This is a genomic window from Synechocystis sp. PCC 7509 (assembly GCF_000332075.2).
In the GTDB taxonomy this organism is placed as follows: domain Bacteria; phylum Cyanobacteriota; class Cyanobacteriia; order Cyanobacteriales; family Chroococcidiopsidaceae; genus Aliterella.
The window spans coordinates 324,808-350,645 of record NZ_ALVU02000001.1 but is presented as its reverse complement, the minus strand read 5'-3'; the positions used below and the strand labels follow the sequence as shown (position 1 = coordinate 350,645).

Annotated in this window: 22 protein-coding genes, 2 tRNA genes and 1 pseudogene; 18 read left to right on the top strand and 7 right to left on the bottom strand. The window is 41.1% G+C overall.

Annotation, left to right across the window (positions count from 1 at the left end):
* The first annotated feature begins 100 nt into the window (after positions 1-100).
* The gene (locus SYN7509_RS30860; RefSeq protein ID WP_009634121.1) at positions 101-1,150 is read left to right on the top strand and encodes a septal ring lytic transglycosylase RlpA family protein; all 1,050 of its coding nucleotides are present in this window, start codon (positions 101-103) and stop codon (positions 1,148-1,150) included.
* Between the two features lie 178 nt (positions 1,151-1,328).
* Positions 1,329-1,865, top strand: a complete 537-nt coding sequence (gene pgsA / locus SYN7509_RS0201830) for a CDP-diacylglycerol--glycerol-3-phosphate 3-phosphatidyltransferase (protein ID WP_009634120.1) — start codon at positions 1,329-1,331, stop codon at positions 1,863-1,865.
* Between the two features lie 25 nt (positions 1,866-1,890).
* Here pgsA and SYN7509_RS0201825 read toward each other — a convergent pair whose 3' ends face one another.
* Entirely contained in the window at positions 1,891-2,829 is a 939-nt protein-coding gene (locus tag SYN7509_RS0201825; RefSeq protein WP_009634119.1) for an NAD-dependent epimerase/dehydratase family protein, read from the bottom strand.
* 102 nt (positions 2,830-2,931) lie between these two features.
* Between SYN7509_RS0201825 and SYN7509_RS0201820 the strand changes: the two genes are divergently transcribed.
* From SYN7509_RS0201820 to SYN7509_RS0201775, 10 genes are all read left to right on the top strand, one after another.
* On the top strand, positions 2,932-4,080 hold the full coding sequence (locus tag SYN7509_RS0201820; RefSeq protein WP_009634118.1) for a glycosyltransferase: 1,149 nt from the start codon (positions 2,932-2,934) through the stop codon (positions 4,078-4,080).
* A gap of 218 nt (positions 4,081-4,298) precedes the next feature.
* Positions 4,299-5,117: an undecaprenyl-phosphate galactose phosphotransferase family protein gene (locus SYN7509_RS0201815; RefSeq protein WP_432205678.1), complete on the top strand. Its 819-nt coding sequence runs from the start codon at positions 4,299-4,301 to the stop codon at positions 5,115-5,117.
* Positions 5,118-5,428: 311 nt separating this feature from the next.
* Positions 5,429-6,505, top strand: a complete 1,077-nt coding sequence (gene gmd, locus SYN7509_RS0201810) for a GDP-mannose 4,6-dehydratase (protein ID WP_009634116.1) — start codon at positions 5,429-5,431, stop codon at positions 6,503-6,505.
* Positions 6,506-6,527: 22 nt separating this feature from the next.
* The gene (locus SYN7509_RS0201805) at positions 6,528-7,472 is read left to right on the top strand and encodes a GDP-L-fucose synthase family protein (RefSeq protein WP_009634115.1); all 945 of its coding nucleotides are present in this window, start codon (positions 6,528-6,530) and stop codon (positions 7,470-7,472) included.
* A gap of 58 nt (positions 7,473-7,530) precedes the next feature.
* Complete coding sequence (locus SYN7509_RS0201800; protein ID WP_028954045.1) at positions 7,531-8,103, top strand: 5-formyltetrahydrofolate cyclo-ligase; 573 nt, start codon at positions 7,531-7,533, stop codon at positions 8,101-8,103.
* A gap of 225 nt (positions 8,104-8,328) precedes the next feature.
* Positions 8,329-9,177, top strand: coding sequence for a carbohydrate ABC transporter permease (locus SYN7509_RS0201795; RefSeq protein ID WP_009634113.1), 849 nt, complete (start codon positions 8,329-8,331; stop codon positions 9,175-9,177).
* Between the two features lie 143 nt (positions 9,178-9,320).
* Positions 9,321-10,760 carry a 15-cis-phytoene desaturase gene (gene pds, locus SYN7509_RS0201790; protein WP_009634112.1) on the top strand — a complete coding sequence of 480 codons (1,440 nt, stop codon included), beginning with the start codon at positions 9,321-9,323 and terminating at the stop codon, positions 10,758-10,760.
* On the top strand, positions 10,744-11,670 hold the full coding sequence (gene crtB / locus SYN7509_RS0201785; protein WP_009634111.1) for a 15-cis-phytoene synthase CrtB: 927 nt from the start codon (positions 10,744-10,746) through the stop codon (positions 11,668-11,670). The genes pds and crtB overlap by 17 nt, the downstream gene beginning before the upstream one ends.
* Before the next feature lie 91 nt (positions 11,671-11,761).
* Positions 11,762-11,853, top strand: a tRNA-Ser gene (locus SYN7509_RS0201780).
* Between the two features lie 99 nt (positions 11,854-11,952).
* On the top strand, positions 11,953-13,233 hold the full coding sequence (locus SYN7509_RS0201775) for an ABC transporter substrate-binding protein (protein WP_009634110.1): 1,281 nt from the start codon (positions 11,953-11,955) through the stop codon (positions 13,231-13,233).
* Between the two features lie 113 nt (positions 13,234-13,346).
* On the opposite strand, the gene SYN7509_RS0201770 is transcribed toward SYN7509_RS0201775, so the two are convergent.
* On the bottom strand, positions 13,347-14,261 hold the full coding sequence (locus SYN7509_RS0201770; protein ID WP_009634109.1) for a hypothetical protein: 915 nt from the start codon (positions 14,259-14,261) through the stop codon (positions 13,347-13,349).
* Between the two features lie 437 nt (positions 14,262-14,698).
* On the opposite strand from SYN7509_RS0201770, the gene SYN7509_RS0201765 reads away from it, so the two are divergent.
* Positions 14,699-16,504, top strand: a complete 1,806-nt coding sequence (locus SYN7509_RS0201765) for an aspartate kinase (RefSeq protein ID WP_009634108.1) — start codon at positions 14,699-14,701, stop codon at positions 16,502-16,504.
* Positions 16,505-16,546: 42 nt separating this feature from the next.
* Here the strand turns inward: SYN7509_RS0201765 and SYN7509_RS0201760 are convergent, their stop codons facing one another.
* The 3 genes and pseudogenes from SYN7509_RS0201760 to SYN7509_RS24905 all read right to left on the bottom strand — a co-directional run.
* Positions 16,547-16,915: a phage holin family protein gene (locus tag SYN7509_RS0201760; RefSeq protein WP_009634107.1), complete on the bottom strand. Its 369-nt coding sequence runs from the start codon at positions 16,913-16,915 to the stop codon at positions 16,547-16,549.
* A 92-nt stretch (positions 16,916-17,007) separates the two neighbouring features.
* Positions 17,008-17,625 carry an ExbD/TolR family protein gene (locus tag SYN7509_RS0201755; protein WP_009634106.1) on the bottom strand — a complete coding sequence of 206 codons (618 nt, stop codon included), beginning with the start codon at positions 17,623-17,625 and terminating at the stop codon, positions 17,008-17,010.
* 317 nt (positions 17,626-17,942) lie between these two features.
* A pseudogene (locus SYN7509_RS24905) lies at positions 17,943-18,557 on the bottom strand (MotA/TolQ/ExbB proton channel family protein); the annotation flags it as partial.
* A 226-nt stretch (positions 18,558-18,783) separates the two neighbouring features.
* Here SYN7509_RS24905 and SYN7509_RS0201745 point away from each other — a divergent pair.
* Complete coding sequence (locus SYN7509_RS0201745) at positions 18,784-19,077, top strand: YkvA family protein (protein ID WP_009634104.1); 294 nt, start codon at positions 18,784-18,786, stop codon at positions 19,075-19,077.
* Positions 19,078-19,179: 102 nt separating this feature from the next.
* Here the strand turns inward: SYN7509_RS0201745 and SYN7509_RS0201735 are convergent.
* Positions 19,180-19,252: transfer RNA gene (locus SYN7509_RS0201735), tRNA-His, on the bottom strand.
* A 202-nt stretch (positions 19,253-19,454) separates the two neighbouring features.
* On the opposite strand from SYN7509_RS0201735, the gene SYN7509_RS30415 reads away from it, so the two are divergent.
* The 3 genes from SYN7509_RS30415 to SYN7509_RS0201720 all read left to right on the top strand — a co-directional run bounded on the left by SYN7509_RS30415 (position 19,455) and on the right by SYN7509_RS0201720 (position 21,565).
* Positions 19,455-19,631 (top strand): hypothetical protein, encoded by a 177-nt coding sequence (locus tag SYN7509_RS30415; RefSeq protein ID WP_038020741.1) that lies wholly within the window; start codon positions 19,455-19,457, stop codon positions 19,629-19,631.
* Between the two features lie 196 nt (positions 19,632-19,827).
* Entirely contained in the window at positions 19,828-20,115 is a 288-nt protein-coding gene (locus SYN7509_RS0201725; RefSeq protein WP_009634102.1) for a hypothetical protein, read from the top strand.
* 265 nt (positions 20,116-20,380) lie between these two features.
* Entirely contained in the window at positions 20,381-21,565 is a 1,185-nt protein-coding gene (locus SYN7509_RS0201720) for a PAS domain-containing protein (RefSeq protein WP_009634101.1), read from the top strand.
* Positions 21,566-21,584: 19 nt separating this feature from the next.
* Here the strand turns inward: SYN7509_RS0201720 and dprA are convergent, their stop codons facing one another.
* Positions 21,585-22,700: a DNA-processing protein DprA gene (dprA, locus tag SYN7509_RS0201715; RefSeq protein ID WP_028954042.1), complete on the bottom strand. Its 1,116-nt coding sequence runs from the start codon at positions 22,698-22,700 to the stop codon at positions 21,585-21,587.
* Positions 22,701-23,051: 351 nt separating this feature from the next.
* Here dprA and SYN7509_RS27430 point away from each other — a divergent pair, with 351 nt between their 5' ends.
* The gene (locus tag SYN7509_RS27430; protein ID WP_009634099.1) at positions 23,052-25,655 is read left to right on the top strand and encodes a bifunctional diguanylate cyclase/phosphodiesterase; all 2,604 of its coding nucleotides are present in this window, start codon (positions 23,052-23,054) and stop codon (positions 25,653-25,655) included.
* Positions 25,656-25,838: the final 183 nt, after the last annotated feature.

The following is a 25,838-nucleotide window of genomic DNA, read 5'->3' as shown; positions in this document are numbered from 1 at the left end:
CATAACGAGTCCGAGTTTGGGGAGTATAGACGATTGCTCCTAAGCAATATCTCCAATACTGACTTAACTGCAAACCTTCAATTGTCAACACAACGGATACATGAATAAACAAATTTTGTGGACTACTGCCGCCCTGCTAACAACTACCTTAGCAATACCAATGGCAAGCCTCGCTGAAATAGGAAAGGTGGTCAAATCAAGCGACAGCCAAATAAGGTCTAGTGCTAACACCAATGCAAAAGAATCTTTGCAGGTGGTGGTAAAAGTAGGTGAGTATCAGTCCCCAGTTAAAAAACAAACAGATGGTGGTGATGGTGCGGTAATTGCCAGAATTCAATCCCATCAAGACATTGGTTCCAATCGTCAAGCGGCAACTATTTACATCCACAATCTTCCAATTTTGACGTTTTTGAGTGCCAAGCCTCAAGTTACTAGCTCTACCAAATCCATTCATAGCTCTCAAGAAGTTAAAGTTGCAACTACCGAAAAAAGTAAAGTTGCAAATATTGCCCAATCATTGCCAGATAGTCCCAGCCCAGTTTGGCGGGCAACAAGAGTTGCCGCCAAGCTCAATCAAATTAACTTAGCAAGTTTGGAAACTGAGGAAATTGGCGTAAGTTGGAAAAGTAAAAATCGCTATGCCGTCAAAATTAACGGTGAAGAATTAGTTGAGATTAACAGCGAAACTTTATTGCCAGATACAACCAAAGATCCAGCACGAGATGCTTTACAAGTAACTAATCGCCTGCGCCGACTTTTGGTGAATGGGCCGCCCTTAAACACCATTGCGGGAATACCGCAGCCAAAACCCCAAATTATCAAGCAGGCAAAACAAGTTATTGCCCAAGCTGTTAAAGTCGGTTCTCATGGCATGGCTTCTTGGTATGGACCGGGGTTTAACGGTCGTCGCAGTGCTAATGGTGAAAGATATAACCAAAATGGCTTAACCGCCGCTCATCGTAGCTTACCTTTCGGTACAAAGGTACGAGTAACTAATGTACGCACTGGTCGCTCTGTAGTTGTGAGAATTACCGATCGGGGTCCTCATGTGCGGGGACGAATTATAGACCTTTCGGCGGCGGCGGCTCGAATAGTGGGAGTTATGCAAAGCGGTGTTGCCCCAGTAAGACTGGAGATCATGGGTAGATAAGTGAAGGCTTAAAAGTAATAACTCCGCTCAAATTAATATTTAGAGCGGTTTTAGATTTAATCTACATAACTCAACATTAGATCCAACTTCGAGAAAGTCTGCGGCGCAAATTTTGCTTCTTTGCATTAGTCGTTGTAGTTTACTATTGCCCGTAGCTACGACTAGAACCTAAAAATTTATGAATTTGCCCAATTGGATTACATTATCTCGGCTGCTTGCCTTGCCAATTTTACTTTATTGCTTGGCATCGCCGACGGTAGAAACCCGCATTTTTAGCACGATAGTGTTTTTAGTTGCCGCCGCAACAGATTGGCTAGATGGTTATTTAGCACGCAAGCTCGACCAAGTCACGCAATTAGGTAAATTTCTCGATCCGTTAGTAGATAAATTATTGGTGCTAACTCCGTTACTTGCTTTAATTCAACTAGGGCAAGTTCCCGCTTGGGGGGTATTTTTAATATTGGCGCGGGAATTAAGCATTGCTGGGTGGCGCGTCACCCCTGGCTTAACTGGATCTACCGCCGTTGTAGGAGCAAATATTTGGGGTAAAGTCAAAACTATTAGTCAAATAATCGCGATCGCACTTTTAATTGCACCACTACCAGAAATTGGCGTAACAGTTGCCCAAATTAGTTTTTGGATTGCTGTAGCCATAACTTTAATTTCTGGGTTAATTTATGTCATGCCCCAAAGTGGCAAACAAAAAGAAGCTTGAGTTTTAGGGCGTAGGCACGCCCTGATTAGTCTCTAACTGTAATAATTTGCTCATCAACATTAAAATCAACGTCTAACTTATCTTTACCCGTGGCTAAATAATCATTATGGAAAGAGTCTTTTAGCCCAGAAATTAGATCGTATTTAGGTTGCCAGTTTAGTTCGCTGGTAGCTTTGGCAGTAGAAGCAAAAAAATGTTGAAGGCGGAAAGGAAAAGCCTTGCGTTTGCCAAAATCAAAGCTTTTTGGCTCGTAATGGACAATTTTAACATTTTCTGGCGATTTACCCATAGCTACAGCGCAAGCACGCGCTAAGTTGTCGAAAGTAACGTAGCGATCGCCGGATACATTATAAATTTGCCCAATCGCCCGTTTGCAACCTAATACTTGCGCCATGGCGGCAGCCAAATCTTCTACATGACCTAGTTGAGTTAGATGTACGCCGCTACCAGGAATAGGGATAGGGCGATCGCGTATTAAGCGGTCAAAAAACCAACTTTCAAGCTGATTATAATTTTGCGGCCCGTAAATATAAGTTGGGCGAATAGAAGTAAAAGGAATACCGAGTTTAGTTAAATAAGCCTCAGTTTCATGTTTGCCTTTGTGGCGACTTTTAGGATCGACTGCGTCTCCCTCCCCATGGGGAAGTTCCATTGCTGGTAAATAAACCCCCGCCGAACTCATGTAAATAAAATGCTGAACTTTATGAGCAAATAATTCAGCTACTGGTTGAGTATCGGCTAGTTCGCGTCCGTTATTATCAAAAATGGCATCAAAATGTTGTGAGGATAATTTTTGGGTAATTTCGTCGGCGACTGTGCGATCGCCAATAATTTGTTCTATACCTGAAACTGGGGCGGGATGATTGCCGCGATTAAATAAAACGACTTCATGACCTGTAGCTGCTAATAGCTTTGTAAGATACACGCCAATAAACCGAGTACCACCGATAATTAAAATTCTCATGTTCAGATTAAAATTCGCCTATTCCTTGATCGAGGTTATCAGTAATTGGGCGATCGCATCTTTAAAATCAGTTTAATTAACCCTCACTTGTTTTAATCTTCTGTGAAATATGCCCTCGTCCATGAATGGTTAACGCCAAAAGCTACCGGTGGTTCCGAACTTGTAGTCCAAGCAATCATCAATAGCCTTGAAGCGGTTGACTTGTATGCCTTAATTGATTTTGAATCCACCAACCCCCAAAGTTATTTATTTGGGCGTTCCATTGGGACAACTTTTCTTCAACAGCTTCCCTATAGTCAAAACGGCGTTCAAAAGTACTTACCCTTATTGCCCTTTGCCATCGAACAGCTAGATTTACGCAGTTATGACATTATTCTTTCCTCCTCTCATACCGTTGCCAAAGGAGTTTTGACTAGCCCGACTCAAATGCACGTTTGTTACTGTCATACTCCCATGCGTTTTGCTTGGGAATTGACCTTTGATTACCTGCGTAGCAGTCAAATGGGTAGAGGTGTACCGGGAATTTTTACTCGCTACTTGCTGCATCAATTGCGCCAGTGGGATGTACTTACAGCTAACCGAGTAGACTACTTTATTGCCAACTCCCAAAACACGGCGCGGCGAATTTGGCGTAGCTATCGCCGGAAAGCAACAGTGATTTACCCCCCTGTAAATATTGAACGTTTTCCTTTTGTGGATGTAAAACAAGATTTTTATGTCACTGTTTCTCGGCTAGTAAGTTACAAACAGGTAAATTTAATTGTGCAGGCATTTAATCAATTACAACGCCCATTAATTGTGATTGGCGAGGGTCCAGAACTTAACACTTTGCGGAAATTGGCCGCGCCTAATGTTCAGATATTAGGGGCGCAATCCAACGAAGTAGTAGAAAAATATTTATCTCAAGCCAAAGCATTTATTTACGCAGCCTACGAGGACTTTGGTATTGCTGTAGTAGAGGCGCAAGCTTGCGGAACACCAGTTATTGCCTATGGGGCTGGAGGAGCGCTAGAAACGGTTGTAGATATCTGTGAGCAGCCAAAAAACGGTACGGGTTTATTCTTCAAGACGCAGACGGTGGCGGCGCTAGTAGCAGCCGTAGAGAAGTTTGAAGGGTATGCCAAAAATTTTCATTCTGAGATCGTCTACACCCATGCTAGACAGTTTGCGCCTACAATCTTTCAAAAGCGTTATTTGAATTTTGTTGAAAATTCCTGGCAACAATTTAGTTTGGGGAGACTTGGGGATTGATTAGAGATATTTTTGGCAAAATAAAGGTAATAACTATGGCTTTTAATCCCGCAAAGGCAGACACACCTAGAGATTAAAAAAATCTCTAGGTGGCTCGCTCTTAGCAGACAAAATATATTTTTTAGGTTAACTGCGATGAATTAAACCAAATTCGCTTTATTTATGGTCATCTGGCTTTAAGATCGGGACTATGTGTGGTGTGGATTGTGTTAAGGAGTATGATGACGGCTCATTCACTCCTCTTTGGCAAGCGATTAAGGGCGTTCGTGAAAGGCGATCGCAATTGGGTTCAACACAGTAGTAAGTGGAACTTGAAAGCGAATTCTATGGTTCGCGTTGCTCCTAGCAGGGTGGAATCAAAGACTGAATCACTGCCTTCAGGACGAAGATTATCTAAAAATCTTTACCCTTCGTGGCGCTTAAACAAAGAGTTTACTAAGCGGCTATTTGATATTGTATTTTCGCTTTTGGTGTTAATTGTATTTTCTCCATTGTACTTATTGCTAATTTCGTTAATTGCTATAAGTTCAAAAGGTCCAATTTTTTATCTGCAAAAAAGAGTTGGCAAAAATTACCAACCTTTTACCTGTATCAAGTTTCGTACTATGGTAAATAATGCGGATGAATTACTAATGGATTTAATGGATTCTCCAGTATTGCGGCAAGAGTTTGAAAATAATTTCAAACTAAAACAAGACCCCCGCATTACTAAAGTTGGCAGGTTTTTACGTCTAACTAGCCTGGATGAATTTCCGCAATTTTGGAATGTTTTAAAAGGAGATATGAGTGTAGTAGGCCCGCGTCCATTAGTAGTAGAAGAACTACCTAAATATGGTTGCTACATCGATCAGATATTAACTATAAAACCCGGTCTTACCGGATTATGGCAAGTATCGGGACGCAACGATATCCCTTATAGTCGCCGGATACAGATCGATCTTTACTATGCCAAAAATTATAGTTTTTGGTTAGATATATGGATAATTATCAAAACAATTGGAGTTGTGGTTGTCCCTAAGAATAATGGTGCTTACTAAAGCGATATTATCCCAGAGGTTCGATGCAATAGATAGCTCGAACCTTTGCTTATTTATTTTTTAATAAAAATAAATAAATATTAGTAACTTTTCCTAAAAAATAAGTTACAAACATTAAGTTATTTATTTCTAGCAAAATTGTTTGCCCAAAGTATTAAGCCTAAATTGTTAAGCGTAATAATAAGTACGGTTTAGATAATTTGAGCAGGTAGTTAAACTTATTCAATACTAATCATTGGAAAAATCTCACTCATCTGCTAACTTGTATCAGATAAGTATTTAATTGTAACTACCCAAAAGGAATAACTACTATGAGCCAAAGCAAGCGAGCGCTGATTACAGGGATTACCGGACAAGATGGTTCTTATTTAGGGGAACTTTTACTAGAAAAAGGTTACGAGGTTCACGGAATTATTCGCCGCACCTCAACATTTAATACTGATCGCATCGATCATATGTATGAAGATCCCCACAAAGAAGGGGCGCGGTTGTTTTTACATTACGGCGATCTAACCGACGGTACAACTTTAAGAAGAATTTTAGAAGACGTTAAACCTATAGAAATTTATAATTTAGGCGCTCAGTCTCACGTCCGAGTTAGCTTTGATTCGCCAGAATATACCGTTGATACAGTGGGAATGGGGACACTACGGTTATTAGAAGCAATTAGAGATTATCAACAACGCACGGGAATTGAAGTGCGATTTTATCAAGCGGGATCTTCAGAAATGTATGGTTTAGTTCAGGAAGTACCGCAAAAAGAAACCACACCTTTCTATCCGCGCAGTCCCTACGCCTGTGCTAAAGTTTACGCTCATTGGCAAACTATAAATTACCGCGAATCTTACGATCTATTTGCTTGTAACGGCATTTTATTTAACCATGAATCTCCCCGGCGTGGCGAAACCTTTGTCACGCGCAAAATTACTAGAGCGATCGCTCGGATTGTCACAGGCAAACAGAAAAAAACTTATCTTGGCAACCTCGATGCTAAACGCGATTGGGGCTACGCCAAAGATTATGTTAAAGCTATGTGGTTAATGTTACAGCAACAACAGCCCGATGACTATGTAATTGCTACTGGGGAAACTCATAGCGTCCAAGAATTTCTCGATCTAGCTTTTAGTTATGTCAATCTTGATTGGCACGACTATGTAGAATTTGACGAGCGCTATTTGCGCCCCGCCGAAGTAGAATTATTGATTGGCGATCCTAGTAAAGCCAAGCAAAAACTAGGTTGGGAACCTACCGTTACTTTTAAGCAATTAGTAGCAATTATGGTAGAAGCCGATTTACAAGCTTTAGGTCATATTTCTACTAATGGTAACGGTACTCAAGCTCTGGGAGATTTAGCGACCATTCGCCAACAGATTAGCAATCAATTTTAACTTAGGTAAAAGCAATAAAATCATGACCGTTTTAGATTTAAAAGACAAACGGATTCTTGTTACAGGTGGGGCGGGATTTTTGGGTCGCCAAGTTATTGCTCAACTAGGCGCTGCTGGGGCAGATAAAAACAAAATTACTGTAGCTAGATCCCAAAATAGCGATTTGCGCGTTTTAGAAAACTGCCAAAGGGCGGTCGAACATCAAGACATCATAATTCACCTAGCGGCTCATGTGGGCGGAATTGGTTTAAATCAAGTCAAGCCTGGAGAATTATTTTATGACAACCTAATTATGGGCGCACAATTAATTCACTGTGCCTATCAAGGGGGAATTGAAAAGTTTGTTTGTGTCGGTACAATCTGCGCTTATCCAAAGTTCACCCCCGTACCTTTTTCTGAAGATGACCTTTGGAATGGCTACCCTGAAGAAACTAATGCTCCCTATGGCGTTGCTAAAAAAGCTTTGCTAGTTCAACTCCAAGCTTATCGTCAGCAATACAACTTTAACGGTATCTATCTATTGCCTGTAAACTTGTACGGGCCTGAAGATAATTTTCATCCTGATAGTTCTCACGTTATCCCAGCTTTAATTCGTAAAGTCCATGAGGCACAGCAACGGGGAGATAAGCAACTTCCCGTTTGGGGTGATGGCACTCCGACGCGTGAATTTCTCTACTCGGAAGACGCGGCGCGAGGGATTGTGATGGCAACAGTGGCTTATAACGAGGCAGAACCAGTAAATTTGGGAACGGGTTATGAGATTTCTATCCGTGACTTGATTAGTTTAATTTGCCAGTTGATGGAGTTTGATGGCGAAATTGTCTATCAAACAGATAAACCTAACGGTCAACCGCGCCGTTGTTTGGATACTCAGCGCGCAAAGCAGGCTTTTGACTTTACGGCTCAAGTAGATTTTAAACAAGGGCTAAGTAATACGATCGCTTGGTATCGTCAGCACTCTACTTAAAAGTTACCATAGAGATGCGTTTTATTAGCGCGTCTCTACTCTAAACTACGGGCAATTTATTATTACTTTTAATCCGCAAGCAACCAAAAGTCAATTAAGACGATTACTTTTGCACCAACGTCAATCGCTATCGTTGTCACAGTGGCAAGAAAAAAGTCAAGGTATTTGCGATCTTTTGCAATCATCTCCTCTTTTTGTCAACTCTAAAACTATTGCCGCTTATTTTAGTTTTCGCTTTGAACCAGACTTAAGTTGTTTATTTACGACTGAGTGTACTTGGGGTTTTCCTCTCTGTGTAGATAACAATTTAGTTTGGCATAGCTGGGCTGTTTCTCAACCTTTACAAACTAACTGCTACGGCATTTTAGAACCGCTCTTAACAGCGCCCCTTTTACCCCCAGAACAGATAGATTTAATTCTTGTTCCGGCGGTGGCTTGCGACGCGCTAGGCTATCGTTTAGGCTATGGAGGCGGCTATTATGACCGCTTGCTTAGTTCTCCTCTCTGGGCAGCTATACCCACTATAGGAATAGTTTTTGATTTTGCTTTTTTGCCCCAATTACCAATTAATTGTTGGGATCAAAAACTCCACGGCGTTTGTACTGAAAAAGGATTAATAATGCTTGACTAACTTTAATTCCAGCCGCGCAAAGGAGAATTCTCCTTTGCGCTCCAACCACCTACTTTTAGCAAGCATTTAGTCAGACAAATACAATCTCATAATATGACATTCAATCTACAAAAGTCAAGGGGTTTTTAGAAAATAAACTAACAATTTGCTAAACAAAAATAAGCAGGCAAATAAACAAATTTGCTGTCAAAAAATTAGAGATAAATTAAATAGCTAGGGGAAGAAATGTCAGCAAGAAATCGAATTTATCAACAACAGTGGTGGGGTAACGTTATTAGGTATGGAGTATTAGTAGTTATAGCTTTATTAATGTTGTTGCCGTTACTATGGCTAGTAAGTACCTCATTAAAATCGCCCACGGAAGACATATTTCAATTTCCACCACAATTGTTGCCACTCCAGCCCACAATAGATAATTACGTGCGAGTGTGGCAAACAAACCCCTTCGGGACGTACTTATTTAACAGTAGTGCGATCGCCCTACTAAGCGTAGGATTAAATTTAATATTTTGCGCTTTAGCCGCTTACCCTTTAGCAAGGTTGAATTTTCGGGGAAAAGAAGTAATTTTTAGCTTGATTATTTCCACAATTATGATCCCGTTTCAAATAGTGATGATTCCCTTGTATATCTTGACTGTCCAGCTAGGAATTAGAAATACTTATATAGGAATTATTTTTCCCGCGATCGCTTCAGCTTTTGGTATATTTTTACTGCGCCAAGCCTTTGCGGCTGTACCCAAAGAAATGGAAGAAGCAGCCCGAATGGATGGCTGTACAGAATTGGGGTTGTGGTGGCATATAATGCTACCTTCAATTCGCCCTGCCTTGATGACCTTGGCAATATTTGTATTTATCGGCTCTTGGAGCGATTTTTTGTGGCCATTGATAGTTTTAGATCGCCCGCAGTTGTACACGTTGCCCTTGGGAGTCGCCAATTTAGCTGGGACATTTTCTTTAGATTGGCGCTTAATTGCCGCAGGATCGGTAATTTCTATTGCTCCGGTGTTAGGGCTATTTTTATTTTTACAGCGTTATATTGTGCCAACAGAAGCTGGAAGCGGGGTAAAAGGGTAAAAATTAGTAATTTTCTGACCGCAAATACTCATATAGCTAAGTAATTGTGATTAAATAGTGCTGTTTCTGGTGCAAAGTGTAACGGAATGCAAAGTATAATTAAACCCAGAAACATTAATAATCCTTACAAGTAAAAATTCTATATGCGAGTAGCGATCGCCGGGGCAGGTCTAGCAGGACTGTCCTGTGCTAAATATCTAACAGATGCGGGTCACACGCCGATAGTCTTGGAAAGCCGGGATGTATTGGGCGGTAAAGTGGCAGCATGGAAAGATGCAGACGGCGACTGGTACGAAACTGGGCTGCATATTTTCTTTGGGGCATACCCCAATATGTTGCAATTATTCAAAGAATTAGATATTGAAGATCGTTTGCAGTGGAAAGAACACTCAATGATTTTCAACCAGCCCGACAATCCAGGAACTTACAGCCGTTTTGACTTTCCCGATTTGCCAGCGCCGATTAATGGGATCGCCGCAATTTTGGGTAACAACGATATGTTGACCTGGAATGAAAAAATCCGCTTTGGGATTGGCTTAATTCCGGCGATGATTCAAGGGCAAAAGTACGTCGAGGCAATGGACAAGTATTCTTGGACGGAGTGGCTAAAAAATCACAAGATCCCTGAAAGAGTCAATAAAGAAGTATTTATTGCCATGAGTAAATCGCTGAACTTCATTGGCCCTGATGAAATTTCAGCAACGATATTGCTAACGGCGCTTAATCGCTTCCTGCAAGAAAAAAATGGCTCGAAAATGGCGTTTTTAGATGGGTCGCCCACCGAAAGACTGTGCCAGCCAATAGTAGACCATATTACCAAGGGTGGCGGCGAAGTGCGTTTAAACGCACCGCTTAAAGAAATTATGCTCAACCCCGATGGCTCGGTTAAAGCTTTTTTACTGCGGGGAGTAAAAGGAGCAGCCGAAGAAGTTTTGACAGCGGATTTATACGTTTCAGCCATCCCTGTAGATCCTCTAAAACTACTACTTCCAGAGCCTTGGCGAGCAATGGAGTATTTTCAAAAATTAGACGGATTAGAAGGCGTACCAGTAATAAACGTCCATATGTGGTTTGACCGCAAGCTAACAGATATCGATCATTTATTATTTTCACGATCGCCTTTACTAAATGTCTACGCCGATATGAGCAATACTTGCCGCGAATACGCTAACCCGAATAGATCGATGTTGGAATTAGTGCTTGCGCCAGCAAAGGATTGGATTAGTAAGTCTGACGAGGAAATTATTGCCGCTACAAAGTGCGAACTTGCAAAATTATTTCCCGATCATTTTAGCGGCGAAGACCAAGCCAAATTACTAAAATATCACGTAGTCAAAACCCCACGATCGGTTTACAAAGCTACTCCCGGTCGCCAAGAGTATCGCCCCGATCAAACAAGCCCGATTAAAAATTTCTTTTTAACGGGGGATTACACCATGCAACGCTACCTAGCAAGTATGGAAGGAGCCGTATTTTCTGGTAAGCTAACAGCGCAGGCGATCGCCAGCACCAAAATTGAAACAACATTGTCCGATCCCTTACAAACGCCACTCCAGACTGCAACGAATGCTGCAACTGCCTGAATCCCCGTGCATGAGAAAATTAGTCTCTGTAGAGGATGCCTACGAACTTTGCCGCCAAATTACGGCGAAGTATTCCAAAACTTTTTACCTCGGTACGCTGCTCATGAACGAGTCCAAGCGCCGAGCTATTTGGGCAATATATGTCTGGTGTCGCCGGACAGATGAATTAGTTGACGGCCCGGCAGCAGAATTTACCACCCCGGAAACCCTAGAACTATGGGAAAAACAGTTAGAATCGCTGTTTGCCCTCCAACCGATTGAAGACCCGGATGTGGCGTTAGTAGATACTATTCAACGCTTTGGGCTAGATATTCAGCCGTTTCGGGACATGATTGCCGGACAGCAAATGGATCTGTATCGCAGTCGTTACGAAACTTTTGAAGAATTAAACTTGTACTGTTACCGGGTTGCGGGAACAGTGGGTTTAATGTCTACAACGGTAATGGGGATAGATAATCGGTGCAATACGGCGGCTTGGAGCCAGGCAGCGCCCTACGATCCCACCCCGGAAGCGGTGACATTGGGGATTGCCAATCAACTAACTAATATTTTGCGCGATGTCGGCGAAGATGCTAGACGGGGGCGAATTTATTTGCCTTTGGCAGAATTAGCACGCTTTGACTATACAGAACAAGATTTATTTAAGGGTGTAATTGATGAACGGTGGCGCGAACTAATGCGCTTCCAAATTCGCCGTACCCAAGAATATTACCGCCAAGCCGAAAAGGGGGTTGGCTATCTCGCCCCCGATGCGCGCTGGCCTGTACTTGCCTCTTTAATGCTTTACAGTCAGATTTTGTTAGAGATTGAACGCAATGATTACGATGTGTTTAAAAAACGGGCTTACGTACCAGGATTGAAAAAGATGCGTTATTTACCTGTGGCTTGGCTGCGAAGTCAAGTAATTTGAAGGAATAAAAACATCCTATAGGCTAGATACTTTTATCAATAAGCTTGCATATTGTCATTAGGTCTGTTAAGCTGATTATTGCCTCATCAGTGGAGAGGTGGCTGAGTGGTCGAAAGCGACAGATTGCTAATCTGTTGTACGGCAGGTAACTCCGTACCGAGGGTTCGAATCCCTCCTTCTCCGTTTTTCTAACAGTTTTTGGCTGCTTTGTTCTAAAATCAAGTTCATTTACAAATTGTGTAATGAATAGAGTTTATAGCAATAGAGGAGTTGAAGGTTTCTATGAATAATAAATTTGCGATCGCATTAGCTGTAGCTAGTGGATTATTAGCTGTTGGTTGTCAGCCGACTACTCCTAACGCAGAAACTAATACTAGCCCTACCGCCGCCAATAATGAAGGGTTAAAAATTGGGACATTGTTGCCCCTTACAGGTGACTTAGCTACTATTGGGCAGCAAATGGCGGCAGCAGTTCCCTTATTGGTAGAGCAAGTTAACGCTTGTGGGGGTGTCAACGGGCAAAATGTTACCTTAATTTCCCAAGACGATCAAACTGACCCCGTAGCTGGGACTACGGCAATGACTAAACTAGCAGAAGTCGATCGAGTGGCGGGGGTCGTAGGTTCTTATGCTAGTAGTGTTTCTGGCGCAGCAATTGGCGTAGCAGCGCGCAATCAAGTTGTCTTAGTCTCTCCTGGTAGCACTAGCCCAGTATTTACCGAACGAGCTAAAAAAGGTGAATTTAAAGGATATTGGGCGCGGACTGCACCCCCAGATACCTACCAAGCTTTAGCTTTAGCTCAATTGGCAAAGGAAAAAGGGTTTAAACGGGTTTCGACGGTAGTTATTAACAATGACTATGGCGTTGGGTTTGAAAGAGCCTTTGTCAGTGCCTTTAAAAAATTGGGTGGAACTATTGTTAATGAAGCAAGTCCTACTCGTTACGATCCTAAAGCCACTACTTTTGATACCGAATCGGCGGCAGCTTTTGCCAATAAACCTGATGCAGTAGTGGCAGTATTGTATGAAGAAACTGGAAGTTTGCTGCTTAAATCAGCTTATCAGCAAGGAGTTAGCCAAGGAATCCAAGTTATGCTCACTGACGGCGTAAAGTCTGTAGGGTTTCCAGCAAAAGTTGGTAAATCTAGCGATGGCAAATTTATTGTTAGCGGCGCAATTGGGACTGTACCCGGTGCGGATGGCAAAGCTTTACAAACACTGACCACCCTTTGGCAAGCTAAGAAAAATCAACCTCCAGGGGAATACGTACCTCATACTTGGGATGCTGCGGCGCTATTGACTTTAGCTGCCGAAGCCGCAAAAGCAAATACAGGGGTGGGTGTGCAAAGCAAAATTCGTGAAGTTGCGAATGCCCCAGGGACAGAAGTATCGGATGTTTGTGAAGGGTTAAAGTTATTAAAATCCGGTCAAGATATTAATTATCAAGGCGCTAGTGGCAATGTAGATATTGATGAAAATGGGGATGTGTTGGGCGTTTACGATGTCTGGACGGTAAATGATGACGGCAAGTTAGAAGTCACAAGTCAAGTTAACCCGCAGTAATTAATATAGCTGCTGCGATCGCTACTAAAAATACTTGACGATCTTTTTAGTTAGCCTGGGGTTTAAATCCCAGGCTGATATCTCTAAATATTAGTCAGCAATTAATATTTTATTTAAAGTCCCAAGCCGCTAAAGTTATAACCAACTCCCACCGATAGTCCGATATCAGTTTCGTCACCAATTCCCACATTAAGTCCAGCATTGGCTGTAAACTGACGACTTAAAGGAATATCGACACCGCCCGTTAACAATAAACCCACTCCTCCGTCATCGTCGTTACTATCATCATCGTCATCACCCGTATAGATAGTTATACCAGCACCGATGTAGGGAGCTATTGGCAAAACTTCTTCTAAAGCTTCTGCCTGACGGATAGAAAACTCGTAAGTTAAGGGCAGGAGGATTGTAGCATCATTACCTAAAATTACACCCGGTCGCACTGCTAAAGAGCGAGTCAAGCCGATCTTGCTAATAATCGCAAAATTTCCATCCCCTAGGGCTGTATCACCACTCAAACCAATATTTCCTGCTACTCCCACATAACTAGATCCACCGCGAGTGCTTCTACCTGGAATGAGGGGGAGTTGAGCTACTTCTGCCGCATCAGGTTGAATGGGGGATTGGTTAATAGGGGTGCTTAAAACCGTAGCATCGGTAGCGGTTGTACCGGGAAACGGCGCATTAATTGATTTTGTTGGTTGTAATTGGGTACTATCCAAATTTTCTGGATTAGCGGCAATGGTTTTCAAGCTTGATTGCGGATTATTTATTGCTGCGCTCACCTCCGCAAATTCGTGAGCAGTTGCTTCATGTTGGGCAGCTTCTAAAAAAAACTCCGCAGGAATTGGCTGGCTATTAACAGAAAACTGAGCTATTTCTGCTGGGAGTTGGGAACGTGTTTCTAGATTACGATCGCCTTGAGTTTGAGCGTGGACTGTAGACAAGCTGCCAATCATAGCCAGGCTTGCCGCTAAAGGTGCTACTACTAATAAATTTAAGCTTAATTTTAGTTTGGCGATCGCAGTCATAATTTTTCTCTCACACACTTTTCTTCAAAATTAGCATGGCTAAATACCATTAATAATCGCCAAAAAGACAGATATCTAGATTTTGGCGGCGTAAATAGCCGTTAAAAGAGCTTAGGTTGTGGCTGAAAACTTGATAAAGCTCAAATTAGCAAAAAACTTCTATTTTTGCTGCGATTAAAGTTACTATCCAGTTTACTTCTCAGTTACTATGATGCCTCAATAGCAAATTTGCTAACTACGTTCCCCAAACCTACCAAAAACCGCAAATTACCTTAAAACCAACCAGAGATTTAGAATATTTCCCTGTAAGCGTTAAACATCGTTATACGCGCCCCGTAGAGAAATAGATCGCTTTTAATTAAACTAAATAGTATTTAAGTAAACACTTAATCCCTGCTTGGTTTAACGTTGTAATTGAGCAAGTTTGAGTAAAGGTTATGGCGCTAGTAGTTCAAAAGTACGGTGGGACATCAGTAGGTTCAGTAGAACGCATTATGGCAGTGGCAAAAAGAGCGATCGCCTGTTGCCAGGCGGGAAACTCTCTAGTTGTAGTAGTTTCAGCAATGGGAAAAACCACTGATGGATTGGTAAAATTAGCTCAGGAAATTTCTACTACTCCCAGCCGTCGAGAAATGGATATGTTACTTTCGACCGGAGAACAGGTAACGATTGCCCTGCTGGCAATGGCATTACAAGAATTAGGACAACCAGCAATTTCTCTAACTGGCGCACAAGTAGGCATTATGACGGAAGCCGAACATAGCCGCGCTCGAATTTTACACATAAAGCCGGAACGAATTGCTCGCCAACTCAAAGAAGGTAAAGTAGTTGTCGTTGCAGGCTTTCAAGGCATTAGTAACACTTCAGAATTAGAAATTACAACTTTAGGACGCGGTGGGAGTGACACCTCCGCCGTTGCCTTAGCCGCCGCTTTAAAGGCTGATTACTGCGAAATTTATACCGACGTACCGGGAATTTTGACCACAGATCCGCGTTTAGTTCCCGAAGCGCAGTTGATGGCAGAAATTACCTGCGATGAAATGCTAGAACTAGCAAGTTTAGGCGCAAAAGTCTTACATCCTCGCGCTGTAGAAATTGCTCGAAATTATGGGGTAGAACTTGTAGTTCGTTCTAGCTGGAGTGACGAACCTGGTACGCGGGTAGTTTCGCCTATACCCAGGGAAAGAAGCCTTGTAGGCTTAGAAATTGCTCGTCCGGTGGATGGAGTGGAATTAGACATCGATCAAGCACGAGTCGCCATACTTCGCGTACCCGATCGCCCAGGAGTAGCCGCACGACTATTTGGTGAAATTGCTAAACAAAACTTGGATGTAGACTTAATTATTCAATCCATCCATGAAGGCAATACCAACGATATTGCTTTTACCGTAACGTTGCCTATGCTCAAACGGGCGGAATCTGTAGCAAATGCGATCGCGCCTGTATTACGTTCTCATAACGATGCGACACTTCAAGAAGCTGAAGTTATGATTCAAAAACAAATCGCTAAAGTAAGTATTGCTGGCGCTGGCATGATTGGTCGTCCTGGGGTAGCAGCGAAAATGTTTGCGACGTTATCGGCGGCGGGAATTAATATTCAAATGATTTCTACTTCGGAAGTCAAAGTTAGCTGCGTCATTGATGCCCTTGATGGCGATCGCGCTATCAATGCCCTGTGTGTAGCTTTTGAAGTCACAAAACAAGATATTAGCAATAAAATTGTCAATCCTGCCTTGCCGCCAGTGCGGGGGGTAGCTCTAGACCTCAATCAAGCAAGGCTGGCAATTCGTCAAGTACCCGATCGCCCAGGAACTGCCGCCCGATTGTTTGGTTTACTAGCAGAAAATAATATTAGTGTAGATACAATTATCCAATCTCAACGCTGTCGCATAGTTGACGGCATACCCAAGCGAGATATTGCTTGTACGGTGGCGCAACTAGACGCGCAATTGGCAAAAAAAACCCTAGAGACTGCGGCGGTAGAATTTGGTTGGGGGGAAATAGTTGTCGATAGCGCGATCGCCAAAGTAAGTATTGTGGGCGCAGGAATGCTTGGACAACCAGGGATTGCCGCTAAAATGTTTCAGTCCCTCGCCCAACAGCAAATCAATATTCAAATGATTGCAACTTCCGAAATTAAAATTAGTTGCGTTGTCCCCCAAGAAGAAGGCGTAAAAGCCTTAAAAGCAATTCATATAGCTTTCGGGCTTGAAGGTAGCGATCGCTATTTAGTCCCAGCTTAGTTACAAATTCCCCTTTCTAACTTAGAAAGGGGATGACTTATCTTAAGTAGCCACAAAACCATAAATTAAACTACTAACAACTGACAGCGCCAAAGCACCAATCAAGGCGCTCCAGATACCTTGACGCAAGCGAAAACCACTTACAGCCCCGGCGGTAATTGCCAAAGCTACCGCCGTAATAATAAACGTTACAAGTCCAGAAATTAAGCCAAAAGTCAACAGATTAGGGATAAAAAAGAATGCTCTCAAAATTGGATTGACAACCGCCGCCACGACTCCCAAAACGGCGGCGGAGATGTAAGCTTTTGCTGGGCTATCAATTTCCACACCTACAGGCAATTTAGTCACAATTAGCAAGCTAGAAGCACTAACTAACCAAGCAATTAATAAACCTACAAGATCGAAGTGCATATTTTATGTTCTCCTAGTTCTAAGCAAATTCTTAATACCAGTAGACTAATATAGACAGCGATTATTCATCTATACATTGGCAGAACTTGAGCTTATCTTTGGGGTGAAACGGTGCTAGGTTGTGGGCTAGAGGGAGCGGTCGGAAAAACTGGAATAGTGGTACTTGGATTAGTTAATTGCGCCCCAGAGGGCGGTGTTGGTAAAGGTGCATTTCCTTGTAAAGGGCTAGTAGTGGGTAGTGGCGCACCAGGATTTACAGGAATAGTCGAATTGGGCGCAATAGTACCGGAGGTTTGAGTAGAAGCTGGCGGTAAAGTAGCCAAAGCAACGCGATCGCCTCCAACTTGACGCATAGTATCCAATACTTGCACCACATCGTCATAACTAGATGTCCGCGAGGCGTTTAAGACCATCAAAGCATTGGGGTTCGCCTGAAAATAAGTTTGTAAAGTCCCTGGCAATTGATCTAAATTAATTGGTTGTTGCTCTACATAAATTTGTCCCACCGGATCTATAGTCACAATCAGGCGTTGTTGAGTCTGGGGTGTAGTGCTGGTATTAGCTTTAGGCAAATCTACATTAATTGCTTGCTGTCTCGTAAACTGCAAAGCTGCTAGCAAAAAAAATGTCAAAATACAAAAAATGACATCAATCAACGGAATAATTTGAATTTGGACTTCTTCAATCGGCGAATGTAAGTTAATTTTCATCTTGTTTATTTAATGGCAGTATCTTAAACTTCTCCACCATCCCGGCGATTTTCTTTATTTTGTAGTGTTTCATCGTCACGAGCATCAAAATCAAGACCTATTTCCGTTGGGGGAATTGGATCGGCACTATTTGGGGTGGAAGGGTTTAAGTCTTCGGCGGTGATAATGATGCGATCGCCATCTTCGCTAATATTAGGCTGCAAAGCTGTGTGTTGTTGCAACTGAGTAAATTGTTTGGTTGGTATATTTTCCCCAGAACTTACTACTTCTATATTTTGGCTCTCTTGCGCCGTCGGCGAACTTCCAGGAATATTTTGCCAGTATTGCCGATAAAGTAACTCTAAATCGCTTCCTGCCCGACGAAACACTTTTACTTGATTGACTACAAATCCTTGAAACAAGCGATAAAACACCAAACTACTAATAGCAACAATTAGTCCGGCGGCGGTACTAATCAACGATTGCCCAATTCCTGTTGTTACTCCCGCCGCCGCCGCCGTCCCCAAGTCTCCCAGGCGAATATTACCCAACGACTGAATCAACCCTAATACTGTACCTAGTAAACCCAATAGTGGCGCTAGGGCAATTACAGCTTCTAGCACTTTTTCGCCTTGCCGCATTGATGATATTTCATCTTCGGCGCTGGCTTCCAATGCCAATCGAAAAAGCTCTGGATCGGGTCTTATAAGACGCAAAGGCGCGTAAAGAAACCGCCCAATAGGTTGATTTACTGCGCGTTTAGCAAGTTCTGTCGCCGATACCCAATTGGCACTAGCAGTATTGAGAACGCGATTGACAATCTGACTTTCTTGGGTAAGAATCCTCACCCAAAACCACAGTCTCTCAATAATTACGCTCAAAGATAAAATTGATAAAGCTAGTAAGGGCCACATTGCGGGGCCGCCATCACGAAAAATTTGTACTATATCCACAGGTTTTACTCTCCTCAGCCCGATATTTAAGCATAGTTAACCACAACAACATTGCTTAAGGCACTTTAATTGTAGAGATTATCACTTCTCATAGCCGAAAATTTTTGGAAGTGTTCAACCTATGGCGGTCAATAGTGGCAACCTCCGCACTGTAAAAGGACGGTTATTCACACCGCAACTTATTCCATACATTTGTCACAATTATAAATAACTTGAGGTGGAATAAATGAACTTTTCGATTCAATCAGTCTACGCTTGGTATCGCGATCTGCTTCGCAATCCAAAATACCGTTGGTGGGTAATTATTGCCACAGCGCTCTATTTTGTTAGTCCTATTGATATTGCGCCGGACTTCTTGCCCATTGTTGGACAATTAGATGATGTTTTTTTACTAACGCTTTTAGTCTCTGAAGTTTCCCAAATAGTAATTGAAGGCGTAAAAGCCCGCAAAAACTACTCAGAAACTACCACCACCACCGATCCTGGTACAGTCGATGTTGATGCTGTTTCAGTTAAGTAATTAGCTACCTAAATATTGCTGTAGGGCGATCGCTTCCCTCAACTAAATGCCGCCAATCCAGACAATGAATTAGCGGCATTTTGCTATTATTTGTTTTTTCAGGGCGAACGAGGGGACTTGAACCCCCGAATGGTGGAATCACAATCCACTGCCTTAACCACTTGGCTACGCCCGCCGTGGCATTTCCTACCATAACATACTTTTTTTAACTTTGCTGCCAATTTCTGGGTTTTGCCCCTATTATTTTAATATAAATAAATGTTACAGTAGTTTGTATAGATGGCTATAGTCGCAAAGCTTGGTACGCGCGATCGCCGTAAACCTAAGATTTTGCTGGTAGCAAGTCTATGTTTGTTCAACAGATAATAAGTTTTAGTATGAACGCTCAACCACAACAACCTACCATCACCCCAAAGTTACAACAACCCAAGTTTGGGTTTAACGAATATGCAGAGCGATTAAATGGGAGAGCCGCCATGATTGGTTTTAGCATAATGGTGATTATTGAGTACGTTACTAATCAAGGTATGCTTGCTTGGTTGGGCTTAAAATAAACTGGGTATCCATAAGATCAAAAAATTAAAACTAAGTATAGTTAGTTGAATTTTAAGTAAAAGGCAAAGCTTTGGGTTTCACGAGCTAAAATTAAGTGCATAAGTCAAATTTATTTCTAAAAGTTGGCAAGGTAAATAAATCAAATATTTACTTCCCCTACCGAGAAAATAGCCCTAAAAAATCAACAAAGTTGTAATGAACCCTCTAAATCCGAGATTTTTGAGTTCAGTGTATCGTAAAGAACCTATCCCCAGCTTTTTAGTCACGATTGGTTTAGTTGATGCAGCTATTGGAGGCTTAAGCAGCAGCATAAGTTTATTTTCTTTAGGAATAGTAACTGTAGGCGGTGCGATCGCCTTTCGTTGGTTGTCACAACAACGCCCAACCACACCCAAGCAATCAATCGCTCAAACTTACCTCCCTCCTGCTTCTTCAAACTCCGTACCTAAGATCGCAACTCCCAAGAGAAAACGATCGATTTAAACGTGGCGATCGTTTGTTATTTAAGTATAGTAAAGTAAATTTTAATACTTGTAATTGACTGTACTTATTAAAAGTAAAATTTCTAACTAAAAGATTAATAGCTTTAAAAATAATCTCTATTAGTTTTTCTGCCAACCTATGTATTAATCCAGTAAAAATAACGTGGGAGAACAACTTACCTAAGAACAATATATTGTATTGGTAAAAATTTCATTCTCACTACAACTATTAATAATCTTACTTGCTTAAACAGTAGAGGTGAAATTTGAACTTAGATAATTTTACAAAACAAGTAGAAAGTATAAATATTCGTTTAGAAGATTTGTACGAAGGAGTAAAAACAAATTTAGAAATTCCCTTAGAAATTATGCCTACAGCTTTTAAAGAGCTTGGAGTAATTTCCGAAGAATTGCAAGTATCTTTAGAAGAATTGCAGCAGCAAAACGAAGAACTGCGTTTAGCACAAATAGCTTTAGAAGTTCAAAAACAACGATATCAAGAACTTTTTGAATTTGCTCCAAATGCCTATTTAGTAACTGACGAGCAAGGCATAATTCAAGAAGTAAACTGTGTAGCAGCTAATCTATTTAACGTTCAGCAGCGCTTTTTAATTGGCAAGCCATTAATTGTATTTATTGCCGAAGAAAATAGACAATTATTTCACGTCCAGTTGACTCAATTGCAACAAGGTAAAAATACTGATAAATGGAACTTATGTCTTTTGCCGCGCAATCTTCAGCCCTTTAAAGCCGAATTGTTAGTGTCTAAAATTAGCGATTGGGAAGGTAATTTAATCGGTTTACGGATATGTGTGAGTGATACTGAAGCTAAATTAAAAGCACAGCTAGAAAAATCAATACCTGCACAAGATAACTCAAAATCTATTTTTAATAGTCAGAAACATACTTACTTAAGAGGTGAACTAATTCCGATAAAACATCAAACTATTTGGCAAGTTTGTCAAGGTGTAGTCAAGCTTTCTACCGTCTGTGAAAATGGCGAAGAAATTTTAGTAGGTTTAGTAGGCTTCAATATGCTTTTTGGCGCAGAATTGACCTGTTTACAAACTTATCAAGCTACCGCTTTATCTAAAGAAGTCCAGTTAATAAATGTTCCTTGGGCAGAAATAGCTAATTCTCCTCATCTTGCTCAAAATGTTATTACTCAAGTTAGCCTGCGCTTGCGGCAAACTGAAGCTCTTTTAGCAATCTCTGGACAACGCCGAGTCAAAGATCGTTTTTATCAGCTTTTACAGTTATTAAAACAAGAAATTGGCGAAAGTGTAGAGTTAGGAACTCGTTTAAATATTCGTTTTACACATCAAGATTTTGCCGACGCTTGTTCTACGACTAGAGTGACGATTACTCGGTTGATCGGTAAGTTGCAGGCACAAGGAAAAATCAAAGTTGATTCTAAAAATCATCTAATTTTGATTGAAGGTAATCGGTAATAATTTCAATGACTAATTGCTAATTCCTTTGATAACGCATTCCCGGTAGCTGAGATACTAAATCCATAAGTTCTAACTGTAATAAAGCACCAGAAACTTCACCTACAGACATATTAGTTTGCTGCACAATCAAATCCATTGGCATCGCCGCAAAGGCGATCGCCTCCCATACCCGTTTAAGTTCTGGGGCTAAGTTTACTTGTAATAGCTCCAATTGCTGGGGTGCTGGATTGGCATCGAGTTGAGGCATTGCACCAAGCATCTCTAATAAAGGCTCAACTCCCAAAATTATTGTAGCGCCATTGCTAATTAGTTCTAAACAGCCGTGCGATCGCTCATTATCCAAGCTTCCTGGCAAAACATACACATCCCGACAAAAATCATTCGCAAACCTAGCCGTAATTAAAGCCCCTGATCTAGTGGGCGCTTCTATAACTATCACCGCTCTACTTAAACCCGCAATAATCCGGTTGCGTTGGGGAAAATGGGAACGATCCGGGGGTGTTTTGGCACTGTATTCGCTGACAACTAACCCTTGGGAGAGAATTTTTTGATAAAGTTCGGCGTTGCGCGGCGGATATACAATATCAACTCCAGTACCTAATACAGCGATCGTTCTCCCGCCAGCTTCTAGGCAACCTAGATGAGCTTCAGTATCAATGCCTTCCGCCATTCCTGAAACTACTGTAAAGCCGCTTTTGGCTAAGGCTGTACTGATTTTTCGCGTCCAGCGCTTGCCATATTCTGAAGCATGGCGAGTACCAACAATTCCTACTAAGGGGGTAGTACCATGATTTTCGGCAACGGCTACTTTTCCTAGGTAGTATAAAACTGGCGGCGGACTAGCGGTTTCTAAAAGCAAATGCGGGTAAATATCCGTTTGATTGGGAGTCCAAAAATTAGGATTTTGCCTTTGGTGTTGTAAAAATAATTCTTCTGGATCTAATCGCGACTTTTGCAGCGCGATCGCTTCCACAGTTTGCAATCCTATTCCTTCTACTTGCATTAATTGCTCTTTAGACGCTAACCAAGCTGTGGCTAACGTCCCAAACTGCTGTTGCAAGCGTTTTGTCAAAATTGACCCCACGCCGTTAATTTGCGCCCATGCTACCCAAAAAGCTTGTTCTTCAATCAATCGATCCTCTTTTCTGCGGCTAAAGGCGATCGCTCTTTTTAAAGAAATCGCCCAATCAACACAAATTTTAGTTAATAATTCATAATTATCAATAATCTTCAAGGTTATACTTGAAGTGTTTTTATTTGACGACGTTTTAACACATCTTATTAACAAGCTACAATATTAGACCCTTGTCATTTTTTTTCCAACTCTGCCATGATTCAACTTTATTAACAATTTAATTGGTGTAGTATTTTGCAGATCACTAAAACGCGATCGCGGCTTCCAAACTCTGAAGTTAATTTAAAGCCTAATACCAAGAAAGCCAAGTCGAAAAAGCTACGTTACCAAACACGAAGCATATTTTGTGTGTCTTTAGTAACTTTAATTGGCGTTTTTTATGCTGCATCTTCGACTATATTATCTCGTAGCCTAGCAAAAGTAGGAAAACAAGATACTGAACAATTAGTTGCTGGGGTTGCGGGAGTTTTTAACCAAAATGTTGCAGATTTTAGTAATAGTCATGCTGATTGGTCAGCTTGGGATGATACCTATAAGTTTATTCAAGATGGCAATCAACAATATATTAGCTCGAACTTAACTAACGAACAAATTGCTTTATTAGATGTAAATCTAGTAGTTTATGTTAACTCCCAAGGAAAAGTTATATTCGGGACTGGATTCGATCTAAATAGCAAACAGAAAACTAGCATACCTGGCTCAATTAGCGCAAGTATTCAGCCAAACAACATTTTATTGCAACGTTCTAATCCCAATAATAGTTTAGCGGGAATAATCGCAGCAAAAGAAGGTTTGATGTTAATTTCTTCTCACCCAATTTTAAATAGCAAAGGTGGCGGTGCTGTACGGGGAAGGTTAATTTTTGGGCGGTATATAGATGCTAAACTTATTAATAACTTGTCTAAAACAACTCGTTTATCTTTAATAATTTCTCCTTTAAATAATAGTATTCTATCTACAGATATACAAACTGCCCGCGCCAATCTATCCGCCAACAAACCAATTTTTATTAACTCATTAACTGAAGAAACTATTGCTGGATATACTTTATTAAATGATATATACAATCGACCTGTAGCAATATTGCGGGTAAATCATTCTAGAGACAATTATAATATTCAAAGTCAGAAAAGCCTAAGTTACTTGTTAATATCTTTGTGCGTTATCGGCTTAGTGTTTGGCTCGATTGCCTTGCCAATGTTAGAGCATTTATTGTTATTTTATCACGAACGACAGGAGCGAGAACAACGCTATCGAGCAGTAGTTACTCAAGCTTCCGAAGGCATTATATTAGTTGATACAGATAATAAAAGTTTTATTGAAGCAAACAATGCCTTGTTAAATTTGCTTGGTTATTCTTGGCAAGAATTACAAAAAATGACGCTCTACGATATTATCATCGGCGATCGCAAGCAAGTTGATGATGCGATCGCAAATATTGCCGGAACAAATGCTCCTTTGGTAGGTGAATGGCAATTTTGTCATAAATACGATTTGCTCATTGATGTTGAATTTAGTGCAAATGCGATCGATTATGAAGAAAGAGATGCTTTATGTATTGTGCTGCGAGATATTAGAACTCGCAAACAAGCCGAAGTTGCTCTGAGAGAAAGCGAAAAACAATTGTCTTGGCAAGCTACCCACGATCCCTTAACAGAATTATTAAATAGACGTGCTTTTGAACAAAGTTTAGAGGCAGCTTTATTATCAACTAAAAACTCACAGCAACAACATATTTTATGTTATTTGGATCTCGATCGCTTTAAAATTGTTAACGATACTTGCGGACATTTGGCTGGCGATGAATTATTAAAACAAATTAGCAACTTATTTCAAAATAACTTGCGTAAAACCGATACGTTGGCTCGTTTAGGAGGGGATGAATTTGGAATTTTATTGTATGACTGTCCCCTCCATGGAGCGATAAAAATTGCCAATATTTTAAGGGAACAAGTTTCACAATTTACTTTTTCTTGGCGCGATCGCACATTTTCTATTGGTGTAAGTATTGGTATAGTTGCTATTAATGCCAAATTTCCCAGCTTGGATATAGCTTTAAATGCTGCTGACACCGCTTGCTATAGTGCTAAAAACAAAGGTAGAAATCAAGTTCATATTTATCAAAATAATCAAGGCGAATTAGCGCCCAAATCTAACGAAATGCAGTGGGGTTTAATTATTCCCCAAGCAATCGCTAATAACAACTTCCGCCTTTGCTATCAAAAAATTGTGCCAATTGACAATAGCGACATTAAACAGGAACACTGCGAAGTTCTTTTACGCTTAGAAGATAAAAGCGGCAATATTATATTACCCGTTGATTTTTTACCCGCCGCCGAAAGATACAATTTGATGCAGCAGATCGATCGCTGGGTAATTGCGACGCTGTTTGCTCATTTAAAACAGCAATACCAAACAGTTTGGGAATCCTGTCTAATTAAAAATTTACCAAGTTTGTACGCCGTCAATCTATCGGGGGCGAGTATTAATGACGCTCAATTTTTTGACTTTGTGCAACAACAGTTTGCAAGTACGCAAATTCCCCCAGAGATTATTTGTTTTGAAATTACCGAAACTATTGCTATTACTAATTTAGCTAAAGCGGCGGAACTGATTAACAAATTAAAGCTGCTTGGTTGTAGCTTTGCCTTAGATGATTTTGGGAGTGGAATGTCATCTTTTGCTTATCTTAAAACTTTGCCTGTAGATTATGTAAAAATTGATGGAACTTTTATTCAAGAAATTCTACAAAATGCGATCGCGTTAGAGATGGTAGAGGCAATTAAACGCATTGCAGTAGTAATGGGAATACAAACCATTGCTGAATATGTAGAAAATGATGAAATATTCCAGAAACTCCAATCTTTGGGTGTAGATTATGCTCAAGGTTATGCGATCGCTAAACCCTGCTTTTTAGACATTAGTAGCCAAAAAAGTAGGTTTTATAGCTAAAACCATAAAGATTCGATGAAGTAAGGGTAGTCAAGGGTAGAATAACTTGCTTTAGGGGAAACCTAAGTTTAGGCTGCTTGTTTTACTTCAAAGTAGTTACTGCCGTTAAAAGTAAAACCTGCGCCTTAGCACAATTGTCTTAAGGAACTGTGGCAATTATGACAATAAAAAACTACACACTTG